Below are 18,622 nucleotides of genomic sequence, written 5' to 3' on the forward strand. Positions count from 1 at the left end.
ATAAACAATGAAGCAGCTTATAAAACCAATTATTGCCGTAATGGCAACTTCCACACTTTCATTTAACGTGCTTTCAGTGGAAATAAAAAACGTTATCTTAATGATTGGCGATGGCATGGGACCACAGCAAGTGGGTTTGTTAGAGACCTACGCAAACCAAGCGCCAAACTCCATCTATAAAGGGAACAAAACAGCCCTTTACCAATTGGCGCAAGAAGGCGTTATTGGTTCATCCCTAACGCATCCGGAAGACGCAATCGTGGTTGACTCAGCTTGCTCTGCGACCATGCTTGCGACTGGTATTTATAGCGGCTCAGAAGTGATCGGCATTGATTCTCAGGGTAACCATGTTGAGACGGTACTTGAGAAAGCAAAAAAAGCAGGTAAGGCGACTGGCTTAGTGTCTGATACGCGCTTAACTCACGCGACTCCTGCGTCTTTTGCCGCTCACCAACCTCACCGATCGTTAGAGAATCAAATTGCATCCGATATGCTGGCTACTGGCGCTGATGTGATGCTCTCTGGAGGGCTGCGTCATTGGATCCCTAAATCAACCAACGACAAAGGTGAAACTTATAAGCAGCTTGAGCAACTGACTCAAGGTGATGTTTACCTAAAATCAAAGCGTAAAGATGACCGTAACCTTCTCACTGAAGCAGAGAAATACGGCTACCAACTGGCGTTTAATCGCAACATGCTAGACGACGCTAAGGGCGAGAAACTACTTGGCCTATTCGCCTACTCAGGTATGGATGATGGCATCGCTTACAGCAATAAGAAAAAGAGTAGCGAACGAACTCAACCAAGTTTGAAAGAGATGACACAAAAAGCACTCAACATCCTATCCAAAGATGAAGATGGCTTTTTCCTAATGGTCGAAGGCGGCCAAATCGACTGGGCTGGCCACAGCAACGATGCGGGTACGATGCTGCATGAATTGCTTAAGTTTGATGAAGCAATCCAGACTGTGTACGAATGGGCGAAAGATCGTGAAGACACGCTTGTGATTGTGACCGCAGACCACGAAACAGGATCTTTCGGTTTCAGCTACTCGTCGAATAACCTACCAAAACCACAGAAACGTTCTGGCGAAGCCTTTGCCGACCGCGACTATGCACCCAACTTTAACTTTGGCGCATTCGATATTCTTGATGGTTTATACAATCAGAAGCAAAGCTACTACGGCATGATAAGCGAATTTCAGAAGCTGGATAAATCGTTGCAAACACCTGAAAAGCTAGCTGAGATCGTCAGCAAAAACAGTGAGTTCCCTATCACTGCTGAACAAGCGAAAAACGTATTAGCAAGTAAGCCGAATCCATATCGACTGGCTCAGCACAAATACTTATCGGCAGAAGAAGTGCCAGCGATCAACGATTTCGATGCATTCTTCCCTTACAACGACCGTGGCAACTTGCTTGCTCGCGAACAAGCAACAGGCCAAAACATCGTTTGGGGTACAGGGACACACACTCATACACCAGTGAATGTGTTTGCTTGGGGCCCAGCTGAAAAGATACTGCCGGTTTCGAAAATCATGCACCACTCAGAACTGGGTGAATACATTAAACAACAAGTAAACTAGCCTGAATCTTTTTTGCTCGTTTCACTTAGCGCCCTTCGGGGCGTTTTTTGTTTTAAGCCTTTAAGCTAAGTGAGTAAGTGAGTAAGTGAGTAAGTGAGTTTTAAATTTGGGCAACGCCAGATTGCAAAACAGCCGCTCAAGAGCGGCTGTTTTTATAATACTTAGCGATTTGGGTGATTCAAGATATGGTCTTCCCAATCGACAACATCGATTTCGTATACCACTTTGTTACGAACGCTTTCACCTGCAGCATGCATCTCTGATTTAGAGCCCGTAATCAGTGGATGCCATTCAGGAATCGGCTTAGATTCAGATAAAAGACGGTAAGCACAAGTATCTGGTAGCCAATGGAATTCATGAATCTTGTCACGAGTCAGCTTCAAGCATTCTTCACCTGAAGTGAAGCGATTCGGGTAGTCTTTACACGAACATGTTTTGTCGTTTAACCAGCTACACGCCACGTTGGTGTAGTACACTTCATCGCTATCTTCATCCATTAGTTTATGTAGGCAGCACTTACCACAACCGTCACAAAGTGATTCCCACTCATTCTCGGTCATTTGCTCTAGTGTCTTTTCTTGCCAAAATGGATTCGTCATAGGATTACTTCTTACTCTTTTACTGGGGTGCGTGTTATACCGTTAGCCCATAAAAAGTTCAAGGATAAAAATTGTTCATTCTGTGATCCAATCAATAGCTGTCACTCCCATTGTTTTTTGCTACTATCGCGCACCCTGTTATTTAGTGAGTTTAATTTGATGGAATGTCGTTTAGGTTGTGGAGCTTGTTGTATCGCTCCGAGTATTACATCTGCTATTCCTGGAATGCCTAATGGCAAGCCTGCTGGCGTACGCTGCATCCAATTAAATGAGCAAGATCTGTGTAAGTTATTCGGCCAACCTTCACGTCCTAAGGTGTGCCATCAGTTCAAAGCCTGCCCTATTATTTGTGGAAAGACGGACCAAGAAGCTCTCGATAACCTTATCGAACTAGAAGCTATTACCTAAGATTTCTTTTCTAAATGCCCAAGATTTCACAACTTTGATAAATCTAAACTATCTTATTGATACTGGTACAGATTAATAAGGATAGTTATGAATAAGTATATCGCAGAAATGTTCGGTACGTTTTGGTTGGTGTTAGGTGGTTGTGGTAGTGCCGTCTTAGCCGCCGCTTTCCCCGATGTGGGAATTGGTCTACTCGGAGTTTCCCTCGCCTTTGGTTTAACCGTACTCACCATGGCCTTTGCTATTGGCCACATATCCGGTTGTCACCTCAACCCCGCGGTCACGATTGGCCTCTGGACTGGCGGTCGCTTCGATGGCAAAGAAGTCGCACCTTACATTATCGCTCAAGTGATTGGCGGTATTATTGCGGGTGGCGTGTTACTTGTTATCGCCTCTGGCCAAGCAGGCTTTGATGTTGTCGCCTCTGGTTTTGCCTCGAATGGCTACGGTGAACACTCTCCTGGTGGCTATTCACTTACCGCAGCACTCGTCTGTGAAATTGTCATGACCATGGTGTTCCTATTCGTGATCATGGGCGCTACCGACTCTAAAGCACCGGCTGGATTCGCACCTATCGCAATCGGTCTCTGTTTAACCCTAATTCACCTTATCAGCATCCCTGTAACCAACACCTCTGTGAACCCCGCTCGAAGTACTGGTGTAGCTGTGTTTGTCGGTGACTGGGCTGTTTCGCAACTATGGTTATTCTGGGTTGCACCGATTATTGGAGCCGTGATTGGAGCTGTGATATACAAAGCAGTACGTGGGAAGGACTAAGCATTAAATAAACAGGATTTCGGAACAAAATAAAAAGCCGCTCAAATGAGCGGCTTTTTTAGATCTTATGACGACCGAGTAAGGAGTGCGAAAGCGTGGTGCCATCCACCAGCTCTAGCTCACCACCAACGGGAACACCATGGGCGATACGGCTGGCGTTCACTTCATGGGCATTACAGAGTTCAGCAATGTAATGCGCTGTTGCTTCCCCTTCAACTGTCGGGTTGGTCGCTAGAATTACTTCAGTGATATCACCACGACGTAAACGGTAATCCAAGACATCGAGACCGATATCACTTGGACCGATACCATCAAGTGGTGAAAGATGCCCCATAAGCACAAAGTAACGACCTGAATATTGGCCAGTTGCTTCAATGGCTGCAATGTCTGCAGGGCTTTCAACTACACATATTTGACCGTTATCCTGACGTTTAGGATTGGTACAAATGTGGCAAGTATCTTCTTCAGTAAAAGTACGGCACTCATTACAATGACCAATTTCAGTCATTGCTTGGCTAAGAGCTTCAGCCAACTGTAGGCCGCCTTTTCTATCGCGCTGTAACAAATGAAAGGCCATACGCTGCGCCGACTTGGGGCCAACCCCAGGTAGACAACGTAAGGCCTCCATCAAATGCTCCAGCATATGACTGGTACGCATATTTAACCGTTCTAACTTTTAAAGTAACGGCCTATTCAAAATAGGCCGTTGATCGAGACAAGTCTCTTATAAATAAGTCGCTTAGAAAGGCATTTTCATACCTGGTGGAAGTTGCATACCACCAGTTACGCCAGCCATTTTCTCTTTTTGTGTCTCTTCAACACGACGAGCTGCATCGTTGAAAGCGGCTGCGATAAGATCTTCAAGCATCTCTTTATCGTCTTCCATTAGGCTTTCATCGATATCAACGCGACGAACACTGTGACTACCAGTAATCGTAACTTTTACAAGGCCAGCACCTGACTCACCTGTAACTTCCATATTTGCGATTTCTTCTTGAAGCTTTTGCATGCGTTCTTGCATTTGCTGGGCTTGCTTCATCATGTTGCCCATACCGCCTTTACCAAACATGTTATTACTCTCTGGTCTAATTGGTTTATTAAAATCATTTAAGCTACTAAGGGCTTAAATGGGGGTTAAAGCTCTGTGATTCAACCCCACGAGTTCAGTTCTCTGATTTGCTTTCCAAGGATGATATGCCCATCACTAAATGAAAGAGGTCTCTATCCTGATAGAATGTTGCATTGGAGAAACGTTATATTGGAGAAACGTTATATTGGACGAACGCTATCTCTATCAAGCTCGGCAGCAAAACGTCTTTCGATAAACTGTACGTTGGCATCGTTCTCCAAACTGGAAAACGCGTCTTTCAACTTGCTTTGATACAGCCTTTCTCTTAATTCTAGTGGCGTTTCTCCACCATCGCCGATTTCCACACTCAAATGACACTCTTCTCCTAGCACAGCATTGAGCGACTGTAATAGCTCGCTTTGTGCACGGTCGGTATTCAAGTGAGCTTGGCTTGCTCTCAGCGTTAAGGCAATCGAAGTGCCATTTTTATCAAACACTGAATTCAACGCTAACTGTTCAACAAGCTTCGCGGTCTCTAGCTTTTGAATCGTGGCGGACCAGTCATCTTGAGCAATCGATTCTTTGAGCAATTTCTCGACCATTTCTGGTGTCTTAATATGCTCAAGCGCGCGCTTGATCTGAGTAGGTGTAAGCTCTTTGCTGACTTCTTTTACTACAGGTTTAGACGGTTTCCAACGATAAGGTTCATTATCATTGGTAACATTTTCTGTCGAAGAGGTCTTTAAAGAAGCTGGCGACACCCGCTCAGAACCACCGTGTTGCTGAGCAACTCGGTCAAGAACTGAAGTTTTAGCTGGTGTCGCTTTAGCCTTTTTTGGCGTTGAACCTTTGCTCTCTGGTGCTGCACTACCTCTGCGTTGAGAACGCAGTTGGTGGCGTAAACCACTCACTGGCGATGAAGAGCGTGCTGGTTGTTCTTGTTGCGTCGGTTCAGCGCTTGCCTGTTGAGGCTGGCTCTGATTCGTCGCTTGATTATGCTGTGGTGGCATTTGCTGAGTCGCAGGGCTCATCGCTTGCTCTGCACCGTAGCTTGGACGTTCGTCATAAGCCGGTGGCGCATCATACTGACTGTGCGGGTAATCTTGTTCTGGATAACCTTGGTTGCCTGAATGATCAGCGTAACCTTGCGAATCTGAATATTGTGCCGGGTTCTGTTGTTGATGTTGCTGCTGTTGTTGCTGCACAGGTTGCTGCTGAACAGGAGCTTGTTGAGGCGCTTGTTGCTGCACTTGAGGCTGTGAAACCGCAGGAGCCTGAACTGGCTGTCTCGGAGCTGCCATTGGCGCAGGTTGACTCACAGGCTGAGCAACGCTTTGAGCTGGAGCCTGTCCTTGAGCTACTGGCGCTGGGCTAGTCGACTCAGTCGAGATAGCCGTCGCACTAATTTGCTCTGCAGGTCTGAATGCCAACATACGCAGAACCACCATCTCAATGCCAACACGAGCGGTTGGTGATAATGGTAGGTCTTGACGCCCTTTCAACACAATCTGATAGTACAGCTGGATATCTTGTGGGCTCAACGCTTTGCTAAGTAGTTCTAGTCGTTCAGCATCAGGCTGCGCTTTATCTAAGGTGGATGGCAGCGCTTGGTACATGGCCAGACGGTGCAATTGGGTCGCAAGTTGACTCAACAACCCATCCCATTCCACGCCATTCTCGGCAAGACCTTGGATGCAAGCCATCGCCACTTGTGGCTGCTTACTGCTGATAGCTTCAAGTAGATGAATCGCTTGGTCAGTGTCCAGCGTTCCGAGCATATGAGCAACAGTGTCCGTTTCGACATTACCGTTACCCAACGCAATAGCTTGATCCGTAAGACTCAGCGCATCACGCATACTGCCGTCAGCAGCATGGGCAATCATGCCAAGTGCACGAGACTCAGAGGTCACACTTTCTTGTGCAAGAATATGATCAAGCTGCTCGTGGATATTATCGACACTAATCGGCTTGAGATGAAACTGAAGACAACGCGAAAGAATCGTAACCGGAAGCTTTTGTGGATCGGTCGTTGCGAGCAAGAACTTCACATACTCAGGCGGCTCTTCTAAGGTTTTTAGAAGCGCGTTGAAACTGTGCCTAGACAGCATGTGTACTTCATCGATCAGGTAAACCTTGAAGCGACCACGTGCGGGCTTGTACTGGACATTGTCCAAAAGCTCGCGGGTATCTTCTACCTTAGTTCGAGATGCAGCATCAATTTCAAGAAGATCAACAAAACGACCTTCATCGATCTCTTTACAGGTTGCACACTCACCACAAGGTGTTGAGGTAATGCCTGTTTCACAGTTTAGACCCTTAGCAAATAAGCGACCGATGGTCGTTTTACCGACACCTCGAGTCCCGCTGAACAGGTAAGCATGGTGCAACCTGTTCTGGCTAAGTGCATTCTCTAATGCTGTTAAAACATGGGCTTGACCAACCACTTCTTTGAATTTGGTTGGTCGCCATTTTCGCGCTAACGCAAGATAGCTCATGAATAATTCCGAAAGGATTAGTGACCGTCGAATTCGCAGATGCTAAACACTTCAAGATCTAAACCTTGTAAGCGTTTTTCACCACCGATTTCTGGAAGGTTAATAACGAATGCAGCGTGCTCTACCACACCGCCAAGTTGACGGATCAACTTAGTTGTTGCTTCAATCGTACCGCCAGTTGCTAACAAGTCATCAACCATAAGTACTTTGTCGCCTTCTACGATAGCGTCCGTATGGATTTCTAACGTATCCGTACCGTACTCAAGCTCATAAGATTGCGCCACGACTTCACGAGGCAGCTTGCCTGGCTTACGAACAGGAACAAAGCCAACACCCAGCTCTAGAGCTAAAGGCGCACCAAACAAGAAACCACGAGCTTCAGTACCCACGATCTTAGTAAAGCCCATGTCCTTATAAGTTTCCGCTAACAGTGCGATCGTCGCTTTGTACGCGGCTGGATCTTCCATCAAGCTTGTCACGTCACGGAATAAAATACCCGCTTTTGGGTAATCAGGAATGGTTTTGATGCTTGCTTTGATCAGAGCGATTTTTTCTGTGTTCATAATCTTATGCACTTCATTAGGCCGCTTTCCAAACTCTCACTAACGAGTCAAACACGTTAATGCACTGGATTAAGGAAAGGTACGATTGGTATTCATTGCAACGAGAGTCATAACCCTGATTGCTGAAATAATAAACGCCCGCTATTGAAGCAGGCACACTGGCTTAATGGTAGTGATTTTCTTTGCTGTCAGCAACCAACTCATGGGTTGGAAGTCGCATAAACCATGTGAGAAGAATAACAAGTACACAAATTAGGAAGGCCTTGACCCAAATGATCGGGGCAAAGTAGATCGATAACGCAAAACTCAACAAGATAAAGAATACGCCACGCGTTTTAACTTGCTTGGTCACAGCACCATGTTGATACCAATTGTTCAGTAGCGGGCCGAGCGTTTTATGCTCATGCATCCATTTGTGAACTTTAGGATTACTTCGCATGAAGCATGCACTAGCAAGAAGAAGGAAAGGTGTTGTGGGCAGAACAGGTAAAACAATACCTAAAACCGCGAGGAATATACAAAGGCCACCAGCAATATTCAGGCTTATAACTCGAACGCTAATTGTGGCCTCCTTGAGTTAGCTATCATAGGTTGACTAAAATAACTTAACTAGAATGTTGCGTAACCATTGAATACACGAATCAACGTTAGTGTTGCTGGTAGCAATGGAATCATTAAAAATGCGGCTAAAAATCCGAGAAAATAGAATACATTAAACGGGTCTTTAAAGTCTTTGTTATCTGCCATGATTGCTTCTTATTTTTGTTAGTAAAGGTAAGTATCTGGCGAACCAAACCCGCTTTGCTAAATCGACATTTAACAAAAAAGGCATAGCCACACCATTTGCGCAACTATACCTTAATCAATTATTCACAAAAACCGAGGAAAAATAGGGTTAATCGGTTGACCCTTGGTGGATATCTAAGCTGAAGCTCGCCGAACCCAGTAGGCTCAATGTCAACTGACAACCCTGTTGAATCGGCAGGTCTCGAGTAATGAAGTTCTTCTTACAGTTTTCTCCCAAACGCTCCCCTGCAGCAATATGTTGATTCAATTCACCATTTGACCACTGACCATCTAAACCCGCAGGTAAAATAGAAATGGTTCCCTCAGCAAGATCGGCGACACCGAACAAAGCGTTAACTGGTGTTGAGCACTTAGAGCATTGGATTCCTTTTTCTAGAATTTCAGCAATATCTTTGAGATCAGCATTAAAATCTTTGCGGTTTCTCAAGTAGTCATGGAACAGAGCTCTCACCAACAATGTGGTTGCAGAGCCTCCGTTATCAGCAGACGACGAATCGACGAGGTAAAAAGCAAACTGCCCGTTCATCATCCACGCGTAATCAAAAACAAGTGGCATCATTTCTGTCGACTGCAACAATCGATAGCTACAGCGCCACGAACCTTGCTTAGTGTCTTTTTCAGGTAACAACGCATGCAACAAGTCTTTTGCAGCACTTGGATTATCTTGCAAGTAATTTAGGTGCCAATGCAGCTCTTGGTCTTCTGGGATCTCTCCCCCATCATCGACGCAGAACCATTGGCTTGAGAAATCTCGTTGATCTGAAATATTGTCGAACGAATCTTTTAATGTATTCGCTATCGCGCTTCCTAAGTGGCCATGATCTTCTAACGGCTTCGCTAGAAAGTCTTTGATACCAAAACGCAGTGCTTTTGCGACATCTGACATGTCATCGGTCCCTGATACAACGATCATAGGCAATGACGGGTACTCCAAGCTGAGCTCTTCTACTAGCTCGATGCCGTCCAAAATCGGCATTGATAAGTCACACACAATTAAATCTGGCGCTGAGTCTCTAAGTTTTTGCAGAGCGTCCAGTCCATTTTCAGCCTCAACCACTTTATAACCAATCTTGTCTAAATACGCGCTGGTTATACGGCGAAAAATAGGATCATCATCAACCAACATAACGCATTTCTGGTTGGGAACTTCCTGAGCCGAGGTCATTACTGGCTGACTGTGAGTTTTGTACATAATCTATAACCTCACAAAACTAAGTCGAATTATTATTGTTATCCGTTCTAAGAACTAATATAAAACTTAGTAATAAAATGCTAAATACACAAATGTGCACTCTTTACTGGTAATTCGTGACGAGGGTTGGAATACTTGTAAATAGTGCAACGAGTTGACGTAACGCAAACATTGATCTCACTGTTACGTATAAATTAGATGAGATTGTAAACAAATGTGTCTGGATTTATGAAATTAGATGATTTAAACCTCTTTCGACTCGTCGTTGAAAATGGGAGCTACACCGCAACATCGCGCAAGACTATGATTCCGGTTGCGACCATTACACGACGCATCCAAGCCCTAGAAGATTCTTTGAACCTAAGGCTTCTCAATAGACACGCGCGTAAACTCTCTTTAACAGAGGCAGGCGAACGTTTTTTCAATGAATGCTCTCCGTTACTGCAACGTCTATCTTCTACTGCAGAAGAGCTCACTGACGTGTGTAAAGGGGCTTCAGGGAAGATTCGTATTACCGCTCCCTCCAACCTGACTAAGCGCATGATGATGCCGATGTTCAGCGAATTCATGACTCAATACCCTGATATCAATATTGAGTTAATGATGAATAACCAAGCTGATCAGCTCGACCCAACAGAGTGGGATGTCATTTTCAGAGTCGGCCCGCAGCGTGACTCAAGCTTAATCGCCAGAAAGATCAGTGAAGTCAAAGACATTCTGATCGCAAGCCCTGACTATTTAGCGAAGAACCCAGCGCCAAGCCACGCAGAAGAACTGGCGAATCATTCTCTACTCAAAGGTTACCCACTCATTAAGTGGCAACTGAGTAACTCGAATGAAGAGACAGTGGTCAACAGCGAGAAAGGTCGTTTCAATGCGAATGCGCTTAATGTCGTGAGACAAGCCTGTTCTGAGGGCCTAGGTATCACCCTAATGCCTGATGTAATGATCCGTGAATACATTGAAGATGGCAGCTTAGTACAAGTCTTAGAAGACTGGAGTGCTAACCCTCGTGATATTTACATGCTTTATAACCACAAAGACCACCTGCCAGAGAAGGTTAGATTGTTTATCGATTTTGTGATCGCATACCACATTCACTAAGATTCAATCCCCTTCCCCGCAAACAAAAAAACCAGAGCCGATGCTCTGGTTTTTTATTACTCATTTTTTGTGAGTAAACTAAGCGCCTTCGTTATGTAACTCTAGGTTCGCGAGATCTTGTTGAATCTCACGCTCAACCTTTGAATCGTCATTACGTAAAGAATCTAGGAAATCTAGGTACGCTTGGTCGATATCGCCTGTTACATACTCGCCGTTGAATACTGACGTATCAAAACGAGAGATGTCTTGATTACCCATACCTACAGCAGAGATTAAGTCTGGTAGCGTTTGGAAAATCAAAGCGTCTGCGCCAATCTGCTTACAAATCGTTTCGTTGTCACGGCCATGAGCAATAAGCTCAGTCGCGCTTGGCATATCAATACCGTAAACGTTCGGGAAACGAACCTCAGGAGCAGCAGAAACCATGAAGACTTTGCTTGCGCCAGAATCACGAGCCATCTCAATGATCTGCTCTGATGTCGTACCACGAACAATCGAGTCATCAACCAATAGAACGTTCTTACCTTTAAACTCAGAACGAATCGCGTTGAGTTTACGGCGAACCGACTTCTTACGTTGTTGCTGACCAGGCATGATAAACGTGCGACCAACGTAGCGGTTTTTCACGAAACCTTGACGATATGGCTTATCAATCGCTTGAGCAATTCGTAGTGCGATATCGTTTGATGTTTCAGGAATTGGAATAACCACGTCAATGTCTAAGTCCGCGTACTCTTCTTTAATACGCTTACCTAACATCTCACCCATCTCAACGCGTGCGCTGTAAACCGAAATTTTGTCGATGAATGAATCTGGGCGTGCAAAATAAACAAACTCAAAAATACATGGGTTTAGTTGTGGGTTGTCTGCGCATTGTTTAGTGAAAAGCTCACCATCGAATGTTGCGTAGATAGCTTCACCAGGAGCAACGTCACGCATAAAATCAAAACCAACAGCGTCTAACGCCACTGACTCAGACGCAACCATGTACTCTGTTTTACCGTTAATTTCACGCTTACCAAGACACAGTGGACGAATACCATGTGGGTCACGGAATGCGATCATGCCGTGGCCGATGATCATCGCTGTGACTGCATAAGCACCACGAATAGTGCGGTGTACGTTTGCAACTGCGCGGAACACATCTTCTGAAGTCACATTACCTTTAACCGTATCGATCTCATGAGCCAATACGTTCAGTAGAACTTCAGAATCAGACGTTGTGTTGACATGACGACGGTCTTTTTCGAACAACTTCTCACGAACTTCACTTGCATTCGTTAGGTTACCGTTGTGCGCCAACGTGATGCCAAAAGGAGAGTTTACGTAGAAAGGTTGCGCTTCAGAAGCACTCGAACTTCCCGCTGTAGGATAACGAACATGACCAATACCAACGTTACCTTGGAGGCGCTGCATGTGTTTTGCTTCAAAAACATCTTTAACTAAACCGTTCGCCTTACGCAGACGGAAACGATTGCTTTCTATGGTACAAATACCAGCGGCATCTTGGCCACGATGCTGCAATACCGTTAAAGCGTCATAAATAGACTGGTTTACAGGTGTTGAACCCACGATTCCAACAATACCACACATGTCCTAATCCTCGATTTTCGACATTAACTGGCGCTAGAGCGCGCCAGATAAGAAACTAGATGTTGCTTGTAAATGCTCAAAGAACGGCGCAATGATTCGGCTAAACTCCGGAACCAACTGCGAATTCTCCCACCACTCAGAACTTGGGAATGCAGTAAACGCATCCATGAAAAACAACACTGCTGAGACAATCAGAACACCACGTAAACCGCCAAAGACGACACCGAGGATTCTGTCTGTACCCGACAGGCCTGTTTTCTGAACTAGTTGACCGATGACATAGTTAACTAAGGCACCAACAACTAACGTTGCAACAAACAATGCTGCTATCGCAGTTCCGTTACGAAACATCTCATCTTCGATATTGGTGAAGTACATTGCTAATTTAGCGTAGTACTGGCTAGCAATAAAAAATGCTCCAAACCAAATAACTAATGACAACGCTTCTTTAGCGAAACCACGAACTAAACTGATCACGGCAGAGAAGCCGATCACGCCTAAAATGACAAAATCTAACCAATTCATGAATTCTTCATCTTAAGTTGGCGCGCATTTTAACAGAAAAAATGCTGACGCAAACGTTTTCTTATGGATTTAACGGTTTAAATTTGAGCAGTTGGCCTTTTGAACCCGTAATTTTTTCTAATTCCTTAATTTGTCGCTCAAGTTTGGATTTAGAGACATCGGGACCAATAATTACTCGCGTAAAAGTTTTTTCTTGCTTCGTGTGGGCTTGGTAACCGCGCTTTTGTAAATCCTTAACCATGCTTTTTGCATTGTCAGCATTCTTCAAAGCCATCAATTGAATGAGCCAAGCACTATCTTGGTATTCATTTTTTTCAGGTACCGGTTTAACCACCACGGCCACTTTGTCTGCTTCTTTATTATTTGAAGCCGACGCGGTTTGGGTTTCTGAATTTCCACTTTCAATCACTTGCTCAACCGGAGAGTCCGGTAATGCAATCTGATCTTCAACGGGGTCGAGTACTTCAAAAACCTCAACATTACTATCAAGCTCAGGCTTAATCGGAATGCTTGCAAACTCCTCTTTATAATGGAGCTTCTTACCATCAAGCACGTCTGGCAATACGATAACGCCAATCGCGACTAAAATGATGGTGCCGACTAATCGGCTTTGGAATTTACTTGCCATTTAGTTTCCTTTTTTCTGCCAATGCTCCAAGACTTCTCCAACAGTATGGAAAGAACCGACTACCAACACAACATCATTACCTTTAACAGCCGATAAAGCCGCTTCAAACGCTGCTACAGGGTTTGAATGCTGCTCAACACCTTGTGGGAGGCTTTGACATAATTCAGCTGCTGTTGCCGCACGTGGCCCTTGCAGTGAAGCTGGGTACCAATGTGATGCAATTGGTGCTAATACTTCCAATGTCGCGGGAATATCTTTGTCATGAAGCATGGCGACTACAACGTGTAAATTTTTTCCTTCATACTTTTGAGTCACTTGTTGTGCAAAATACTCAGCAGAATGTGGGTTATGAGCCACATCTAACACAATCACGGGTTGGTCGCTAATTTGTTGCATACGTCCAGGAAGCTGCGCGTTGTTCAAACCGTTAACGACATTGACATCACTGATGCTAAGTTCTGAAGTCCCTAGCGCCATTAATGCAGTTGCCGCGTTCGGTAGCGGTAAGCTAGGAATAGGCAATGCGTCCAGTCGAAATGCACCGCTGTTCCAATTCCAACTATCGCCGTTAACTTCGTAGGTATATTGAATACCCACTTGGTAGAACTCAGCCTTAATATCATCAGCATGTGCAGCAACCGTTGCCGGTGGCTTAGGTTGACCACAAATAGCGGGTTTACCACTACGATAGATACCCGCCTTCTCAAAGCCAATCACATTAATGTCATCACCCAGCCAATCAACGTGGTCGACAGCCAAGCTAGTGATTACAGACACGTCATGATCAACGATATTAGTCGCGTCTAAACGTCCGCCCAGACCCACTTCTAATAGAACAACATCTACTACTTCGGTTTGAAACGCACGTAACGCCGCTAAGGTACCGTATTCGAAGAAGCTCAGGCTGATTTCACCACGCTCTTTCTCAATGAAGTCGAAAGATTGAACCATCTTTTCATCAGACAGATCTTGGCCGTTAATACGAACGCGTTCGTTATAGCGAATTAAGTGAGGAGAACTGTAGACACCAACGGAGTAACCAGCGTCCAATAGAATAGCTTCCATTAGGGCACATGTTGAGCCTTTGCCATTGGTTCCGGCAACGGTAATCACGTGTTTAGCAGGTTTGGTGAGATTTGCCTTAGAGGCGACGGCCTGAACTCGGTCTAACCCAAGGTCAATAGCGCTTGTGTGGATGTTTGATAAATAATCAAGCCACATCTCTAATGAGGATGTGGCTTGAGGAATAGGTTGTTGACTCATCTAACTCATAACCATAATTAAGTAGGTTTGTTAGAAGGTACTTTACCCTTTTTCTGGCGCTTCTGGTACTTCATAAGTAGCTTCATTCGGTGAATCGTTCACAGAAACTACTAATGGCGAAGGCTGGTTGGTCATTTTAGCAACAAGGCTTGCAACACGCTGACGCATCTCACGACGGTCAACGATCATGTCGATAGCACCGTGGTCAAGTAGGAACTCACTGCGTTGGAAACCTTCAGGAAGGTCTTCACGTACAGTTTGTTCGATTACACGACGTCCAGCGAAACCGATCAGTGCTTTTGGCTCACCGATGTTGATATCGCCAAGCATTGCCAAACTTGCAGAAACACCACCCATTGTTGGATCAGTCATAACTGAAACAAACGGTAGGCCTTTCGCAGATAAACGCTCTAGCGCAGCACTGGTTTTTGCCATTTGCATTAGAGACATAAGCGCCTCTTGCATACGTGCGCCACCACTTGCAGAGAAACAAACTAAACCACAGTTGTTTTCAATAGCTGCGTCTACTGCTTTCACAAAGCGAGCACCAACAACAGAACCCATTGAACCGCCCATGAATGAGAATTCAAAAGCACACGCTACGATAGGTAAACCAAGCAGTTCGCCTTTCATTGCAACTAATGCATCTGTCTCACCACTGTTCTTTTGAGCAGTAGAGATACGTTCTTTGTAACGCTTAGAGTCTTTAAACTTCAGTTTGTCTTGTGGCTCAAGATCAGCACCTAGTTCAACACGCTCACCTTTGTCTAGGAATGTATCCAGACGACGACGAGCTTTCATGCGCATATGATGATCACATTTTGGACATACTTCTAGGTTACGCTCAAGTTCAGCATGGTAGAGAACCTGCTCACAAGAAGTACATTTAGTCCAAACACCCTCAGGGATAGACGCTTTACGAGATGTAACGATGTTGCTTTTTTCTAAAATCTTTTCAAGCCAACTCATGGAAGACCTTTTTGTTTCGATTCCTCCGCTTGATTGCGAAAGAAATAAATTTGGGAATTATGCGTGGGAATTAAAGCACATAAAACAGCGACTGTAGATAAAAAACTGGTTGTACCTATTTTCTCACGCTATTTTACGCACGAAACCGTAATAATTTTTGAACCTAAGTCTCACATTTAGTTCAAATTATCAGGTAAAAATAGAGGGCCAATTGGCTCTCGTGGTAGCTCAAAATGTTCAGGATAATCAACATCAACCAGATACAAACCTTCCGCTTTTGCGGTTGCGCCTGCTACTTTTCGGTCTTTAGCCTCTAAAAGCCACTGGATCCATTCTGGTTTCTGCTCACCTTTACCTACCGCAATTAAGCTGCCAGTAATATTCCTCACCATGTGGTGAACAAACGCATTCGCTTTAATATCGATCACTATGTAGTGTCCGTGACGCGTCACATTTAAGTGAATCATATTTCGCCATGGGCTACGAGATTGACAATGTGTCGCTCTGAATGAAGTGAAGTCGTTCTCGCCTAACAAGTACTGACCCGCTTCATGCATTTTTTTCTCATCAAGGTGACCATGGTAATGGCTCACTCCTGAATTAAGAATGCCTGGGCGCAGTGCATGGTTAAAGATAATGTAGCGGTAACGACGAGCCGTAGCAGAAAAGCGAGCATGAAAATCTTCATTCACTTCTGTCGCCCAACGAACAGCAATATCTTTCGGCATGTTGGCATTCGCGCCCATTGTCCATGCCACCATCTTACGATCGACATTAGTTTCAAAGTGAACGACTTGTCCCGTACCGTGAACACCGGCATCCGTTCGTCCTGCGCACATAACTTCTACAGGGTGATTCGCGACAACAGAAAGAGCCTTTTCCAATTCTTCTTGGACACTTTTCACGTCTCGTTGGCGCTGCCAACCAAAGTAGTGGGTACCGTTATATTCAATACCTAAAGCAATTTTCATGTTCTTGTTCTCTTTGAAAATGGGCGAGAAGTATATACGGAAATCAGTGCTACCCCAAATCGGATGGGGTTAAATCTGCAATATTAAAGGAAAGGTCTGTAATAAAATAAAGGGTAGCCAATGCTACCCTTTACGTATCGTTTAATTTATCGGCCGTTAATCGTATCGATAAGATTCTTAGCCTCGCGGCGAATATCATCACTGCCGTCGACTATCGCTTCCTCTAAGAGCTTTATCGCTCCTTGTGAGTCGCTCATCTCGATATAGATTTTAGCCAAATCAAGCTTACCAGCAGCCTCTGCATTGCTGTCGACATCATAATTACCAATGTCACCGATTACATCTGGGAACTCGTTAAGGCCAACATCCAGTTTTAACTCTTCGTCATCTGGATTAATCGCGTCTTCACCTTCTTGTTCCACTTGAGCCATCAGTTCATCAATCGTCATGTATTGCTTATCACGACTGTTTCCTGATTCGGTTAAGTTGTCTTGTTGTGCCCAATTCTCTTGCTTGATCTTAGGCTCTGGTTGTTGCTCCGCCGATGCCCAGATCTCTTGTTGATCATCCGGCACATCATTGTGCAAGCTCGATTGTTGCTCGGGTGCTAAGTTAAAGCCTTTCCAATCTTCACCACCGACTTCAAGCATCGCATCAATATCTAGCCCAGCGCTATCAATCGATGTGGCATCCAACGGTTTATCGAACATGTTGTCAACAGAGTCTTGAACGTCTTCTGAAAGTAACTCAGCCAGCGCTGTTTCATCAAAGTCATCAAAACCTTCTAGAGGTTCGTCTTGCACCGCTGTCGGCGCTGAGTTCGATTGTGCTGGCCCTGAATTGAATTCTGAAGCCGAACTCGGTAACTCATCTGATTGCCCGAAAGCCGCCAGCTCAGGCTCTTCTGCACCTGCGAAAACTTCTGTTTCTGATAAATCGTCTGCGTCCGAGAAATCATCAGAGTGACTGAAGCTTTGCGGGTTTGAGAACAAGTCATGTAGCGCGTCTTGCTCTTCGCCTTGTGGGCTAAAAGACGTTAATGGTGTTGGCTTCTCAGCAAACGCATCGGAGATAGCTTCATCTTCACCGTATTCAGGCAGATCAAGCACATCCAGTTCTACGCCTTGGTCTTCCGCTACCGGCTCAGTATTGCTTTGTTCAATATCATCTAAAACAGAGTCCGCTTTGGCACTCTCTTCGTCGTATTCTGGTAGGTCAAGATCATCGAACTCAAACTTCTCTGTACCATCAGATAGGTCTTGCTCTAACTGAGCTTCATCAGGTTCGCTAACCACTTCCGCTAACGCATCGTCTTCGCCAAACTCTGGAAGCTCGAAATCGTCGAAAGAGAACTCTTCTGATTCCACTGTCGGCTCTTCAGCTTTAAGCTCAGAAGCAACAGCACTTGCTTCAGGGGCTAACGGGCTTACTTCTTCAGGGGCTAAAGCATCTACTTCAGGCTCAAGGCTATCTGGAGAGTCCACAGACGTCATTACAGACTCTAACGGAGCTTGTACATCTGCATCAGCAAATGCATCTTCTTCGTTAAACTCAGGCAGCTCAAAGTCATCAAACGAGAATTCATCTTCGTCTTTTTGTCCTAAAACTTCCGCTTGTTCCGCGACGTCAGCTTGTGGTGCAGCTTCAACTTTCGGATCAACATCTAGTTGAGGTTCAGCGTCTAACAGAGACTCAGCAGCAGGTACTAGTGGTTCTGGTGTAACTTCGGCATCAGCTTCTGCCAATGCGTCTTCTTCGTTAAACTCAGGAAGCTCAAAGTCATCAAACGAGAATTCTTCTTCGCCTTCTTGTTCTACTTCCTCAACTTGTTCCGCCACTTCAGTTTGTGGTGCAGCTTCAACTTGTGGCTCAGAATCTAATTGAGGTTCAGCATCTAACAGAGACTCAACAGCAGGAACCACAGGCTCTTCCGTTACTTCATCAGTTTGTGCCAATGTTTCTTGTTGAGCCGTGTCATCTTCAATCAGCCAATCATCGTCTTCTGGCACACCGAACTCATTTGGAATGATTTCAGGCATATGCGCTGCACGAACTGGCTCTGGCTCTGGCTCTG

The 18,622-nt window shown here is 45.0% G+C and carries 19 protein-coding genes; 4 read left to right on the top strand and 15 right to left on the bottom strand.

The features are described 5' to 3' along the window. Nucleotides 1-7: 7 nt before the first annotated feature. Nucleotides 8-1,585 carry an alkaline phosphatase gene (locus BCT49_RS24325; RefSeq protein ID WP_102438831.1) on the top strand — a complete coding sequence of 526 codons (1,578 nt, stop codon included), beginning with the start codon at nucleotides 8-10 and terminating at the stop codon, nucleotides 1,583-1,585. A 161-nt stretch (nucleotides 1,586-1,746) separates the two neighbouring features. Here the strand turns inward: BCT49_RS24325 and BCT49_RS24330 are convergent, their stop codons facing one another. After that, nucleotides 1,747-2,184, bottom strand: a complete 438-nt coding sequence (locus BCT49_RS24330; RefSeq protein WP_017067609.1) for a YcgN family cysteine cluster protein — start codon at nucleotides 2,182-2,184, stop codon at nucleotides 1,747-1,749. A gap of 159 nt (nucleotides 2,185-2,343) precedes the next feature. On the opposite strand from BCT49_RS24330, the gene BCT49_RS24335 reads away from it, so the two are divergent. Together BCT49_RS24335 and aqpZ are read left to right on the top strand one after the other, a co-directional pair. After that, nucleotides 2,344-2,592, top strand: coding sequence for a YkgJ family cysteine cluster protein (locus tag BCT49_RS24335; protein WP_004734153.1), 249 nt, complete (start codon nucleotides 2,344-2,346; stop codon nucleotides 2,590-2,592). An 87-nt stretch (nucleotides 2,593-2,679) separates the two neighbouring features. Then, the gene (gene aqpZ, locus BCT49_RS24340) at nucleotides 2,680-3,369 is read left to right on the top strand and encodes an aquaporin Z (RefSeq protein ID WP_102438833.1); all 690 of its coding nucleotides are present in this window, start codon (nucleotides 2,680-2,682) and stop codon (nucleotides 3,367-3,369) included. 58 nt (nucleotides 3,370-3,427) lie between these two features. Here the strand turns inward: aqpZ and recR are convergent, their stop codons facing one another. From recR to BCT49_RS24370, 7 genes are all read right to left on the bottom strand, one after another. Continuing rightward, nucleotides 3,428-4,027, bottom strand: coding sequence for a recombination mediator RecR (gene recR / locus BCT49_RS24345; RefSeq protein ID WP_017111149.1), 600 nt, complete (start codon nucleotides 4,025-4,027; stop codon nucleotides 3,428-3,430). Nucleotides 4,028-4,108: 81 nt separating this feature from the next. Next, complete coding sequence (locus BCT49_RS24350) at nucleotides 4,109-4,438, bottom strand: YbaB/EbfC family nucleoid-associated protein (protein WP_009848672.1); 330 nt, start codon at nucleotides 4,436-4,438, stop codon at nucleotides 4,109-4,111. Nucleotides 4,439-4,638: 200 nt separating this feature from the next. Then, complete coding sequence (gene dnaX / locus BCT49_RS24355) at nucleotides 4,639-6,933, bottom strand: DNA polymerase III subunit gamma/tau (RefSeq protein WP_102438835.1); 2,295 nt, start codon at nucleotides 6,931-6,933, stop codon at nucleotides 4,639-4,641. A gap of 17 nt (nucleotides 6,934-6,950) precedes the next feature. Next, nucleotides 6,951-7,496 (bottom strand): adenine phosphoribosyltransferase, encoded by a 546-nt coding sequence (apt, locus tag BCT49_RS24360; protein ID WP_102438837.1) that lies wholly within the window; start codon nucleotides 7,494-7,496, stop codon nucleotides 6,951-6,953. A gap of 163 nt (nucleotides 7,497-7,659) precedes the next feature. Then, on the bottom strand, nucleotides 7,660-8,031 hold the full coding sequence (locus BCT49_RS24365; RefSeq protein WP_029225617.1) for a YbaN family protein: 372 nt from the start codon (nucleotides 8,029-8,031) through the stop codon (nucleotides 7,660-7,662). Nucleotides 8,032-8,105: 74 nt separating this feature from the next. Next, complete coding sequence (locus BCT49_RS25960; RefSeq protein ID WP_017106167.1) at nucleotides 8,106-8,243, bottom strand: hypothetical protein; 138 nt, start codon at nucleotides 8,241-8,243, stop codon at nucleotides 8,106-8,108. Between the two features lie 148 nt (nucleotides 8,244-8,391). Beyond that, a complete protein-coding gene (locus BCT49_RS24370; protein WP_102438839.1) occupies nucleotides 8,392-9,495 on the bottom strand; it encodes a response regulator in 1,104 nt (367 codons plus the stop codon). A gap of 228 nt (nucleotides 9,496-9,723) precedes the next feature. Between BCT49_RS24370 and BCT49_RS24375 the strand changes: the two genes are divergently transcribed. Beyond that, on the top strand, nucleotides 9,724-10,599 hold the full coding sequence (locus tag BCT49_RS24375) for a LysR family transcriptional regulator (protein WP_004734167.1): 876 nt from the start codon (nucleotides 9,724-9,726) through the stop codon (nucleotides 10,597-10,599). A gap of 78 nt (nucleotides 10,600-10,677) precedes the next feature. Here the strand turns inward: BCT49_RS24375 and purF are convergent, their stop codons facing one another. From purF to BCT49_RS26220, 7 genes are all read right to left on the bottom strand, one after another. Further along, entirely contained in the window at nucleotides 10,678-12,192 is a 1,515-nt protein-coding gene (purF, locus tag BCT49_RS24380) for an amidophosphoribosyltransferase (protein ID WP_017106165.1), read from the bottom strand. Between the two features lie 33 nt (nucleotides 12,193-12,225). Then, nucleotides 12,226-12,717, bottom strand: coding sequence for a CvpA family protein (locus BCT49_RS24385; RefSeq protein ID WP_004734165.1), 492 nt, complete (start codon nucleotides 12,715-12,717; stop codon nucleotides 12,226-12,228). Nucleotides 12,718-12,778: 61 nt separating this feature from the next. Further along, nucleotides 12,779-13,345, bottom strand: a complete 567-nt coding sequence (locus BCT49_RS24390; protein ID WP_102438841.1) for an SPOR domain-containing protein — start codon at nucleotides 13,343-13,345, stop codon at nucleotides 12,779-12,781. Continuing rightward, entirely contained in the window at nucleotides 13,346-14,608 is a 1,263-nt protein-coding gene (gene folC / locus BCT49_RS24395; RefSeq protein ID WP_102438843.1) for a bifunctional tetrahydrofolate synthase/dihydrofolate synthase, read from the bottom strand. It lies immediately after the preceding gene. A 42-nt stretch (nucleotides 14,609-14,650) separates the two neighbouring features. Next, a complete protein-coding gene (accD, locus tag BCT49_RS24400; RefSeq protein ID WP_017106162.1) occupies nucleotides 14,651-15,577 on the bottom strand; it encodes an acetyl-CoA carboxylase, carboxyltransferase subunit beta in 927 nt (308 codons plus the stop codon). A gap of 176 nt (nucleotides 15,578-15,753) precedes the next feature. Further along, nucleotides 15,754-16,548: a tRNA pseudouridine(38-40) synthase TruA gene (gene truA / locus BCT49_RS24410; RefSeq protein WP_004734161.1), complete on the bottom strand. Its 795-nt coding sequence runs from the start codon at nucleotides 16,546-16,548 to the stop codon at nucleotides 15,754-15,756. Between the two features lie 146 nt (nucleotides 16,549-16,694). Beyond that, a partial coding sequence (locus BCT49_RS26220) for a FimV/HubP family polar landmark protein (RefSeq protein ID WP_277869436.1) occupies nucleotides 16,695-18,622 on the bottom strand: 1,928 nt, incomplete at its 5' end.

Source organism: Vibrio lentus (assembly GCF_002875945.1).
GTDB classification, from domain to species: domain Bacteria; phylum Pseudomonadota; class Gammaproteobacteria; order Enterobacterales; family Vibrionaceae; genus Vibrio; species Vibrio apostichopi.

Coding starts and splice junctions, on each gene's coding strand:
- folC (WP_102438843.1), bottom strand. CDS start 14,608: ATGAGTCAACAACCTATTCCTCAAGCCACATCCTCATTAGAGATGTGG.
- aqpZ (WP_102438833.1), top strand. CDS start 2,680: ATGAATAAGTATATCGCAGAAATGTTCGGTACGTTTTGGTTGGTGTTA.
- BCT49_RS24330 (WP_017067609.1), bottom strand. CDS start 2,184: ATGACGAATCCATTTTGGCAAGAAAAGACACTAGAGCAAATGACCGAG.
- BCT49_RS24335 (WP_004734153.1), top strand. CDS start 2,344: ATGGAATGTCGTTTAGGTTGTGGAGCTTGTTGTATCGCTCCGAGTATT.
- BCT49_RS24370 (WP_102438839.1), bottom strand. CDS start 9,495: ATGTACAAAACTCACAGTCAGCCAGTAATGACCTCGGCTCAGGAAGTT.
- BCT49_RS24350 (WP_009848672.1), bottom strand. CDS start 4,438: ATGTTTGGTAAAGGCGGTATGGGCAACATGATGAAGCAAGCCCAGCAA.
- BCT49_RS24375 (WP_004734167.1), top strand. CDS start 9,724: ATGAAATTAGATGATTTAAACCTCTTTCGACTCGTCGTTGAAAATGGG.
- accD (WP_017106162.1), bottom strand. CDS start 15,577: ATGAGTTGGCTTGAAAAGATTTTAGAAAAAAGCAACATCGTTACATCT.
- BCT49_RS24390 (WP_102438841.1), bottom strand. CDS start 13,345: ATGGCAAGTAAATTCCAAAGCCGATTAGTCGGCACCATCATTTTAGTC.
- apt (WP_102438837.1), bottom strand. CDS start 7,496: ATGAACACAGAAAAAATCGCTCTGATCAAAGCAAGCATCAAAACCATT.
- BCT49_RS24385 (WP_004734165.1), bottom strand. CDS start 12,717: ATGAATTGGTTAGATTTTGTCATTTTAGGCGTGATCGGCTTCTCTGCC.
- BCT49_RS25960 (WP_017106167.1), bottom strand. CDS start 8,243: ATGGCAGATAACAAAGACTTTAAAGACCCGTTTAATGTATTCTATTTT.
- truA (WP_004734161.1), bottom strand. CDS start 16,548: ATGAAAATTGCTTTAGGTATTGAATATAACGGTACCCACTACTTTGGT.
- dnaX (WP_102438835.1), bottom strand. CDS start 6,933: ATGAGCTATCTTGCGTTAGCGCGAAAATGGCGACCAACCAAATTCAAA.
- BCT49_RS24325 (WP_102438831.1), top strand. CDS start 8: ATGAAGCAGCTTATAAAACCAATTATTGCCGTAATGGCAACTTCCACA.
- recR (WP_017111149.1), bottom strand. CDS start 4,027: ATGCGTACCAGTCATATGCTGGAGCATTTGATGGAGGCCTTACGTTGT.
- purF (WP_017106165.1), bottom strand. CDS start 12,192: ATGTGTGGTATTGTTGGAATCGTGGGTTCAACACCTGTAAACCAGTCT.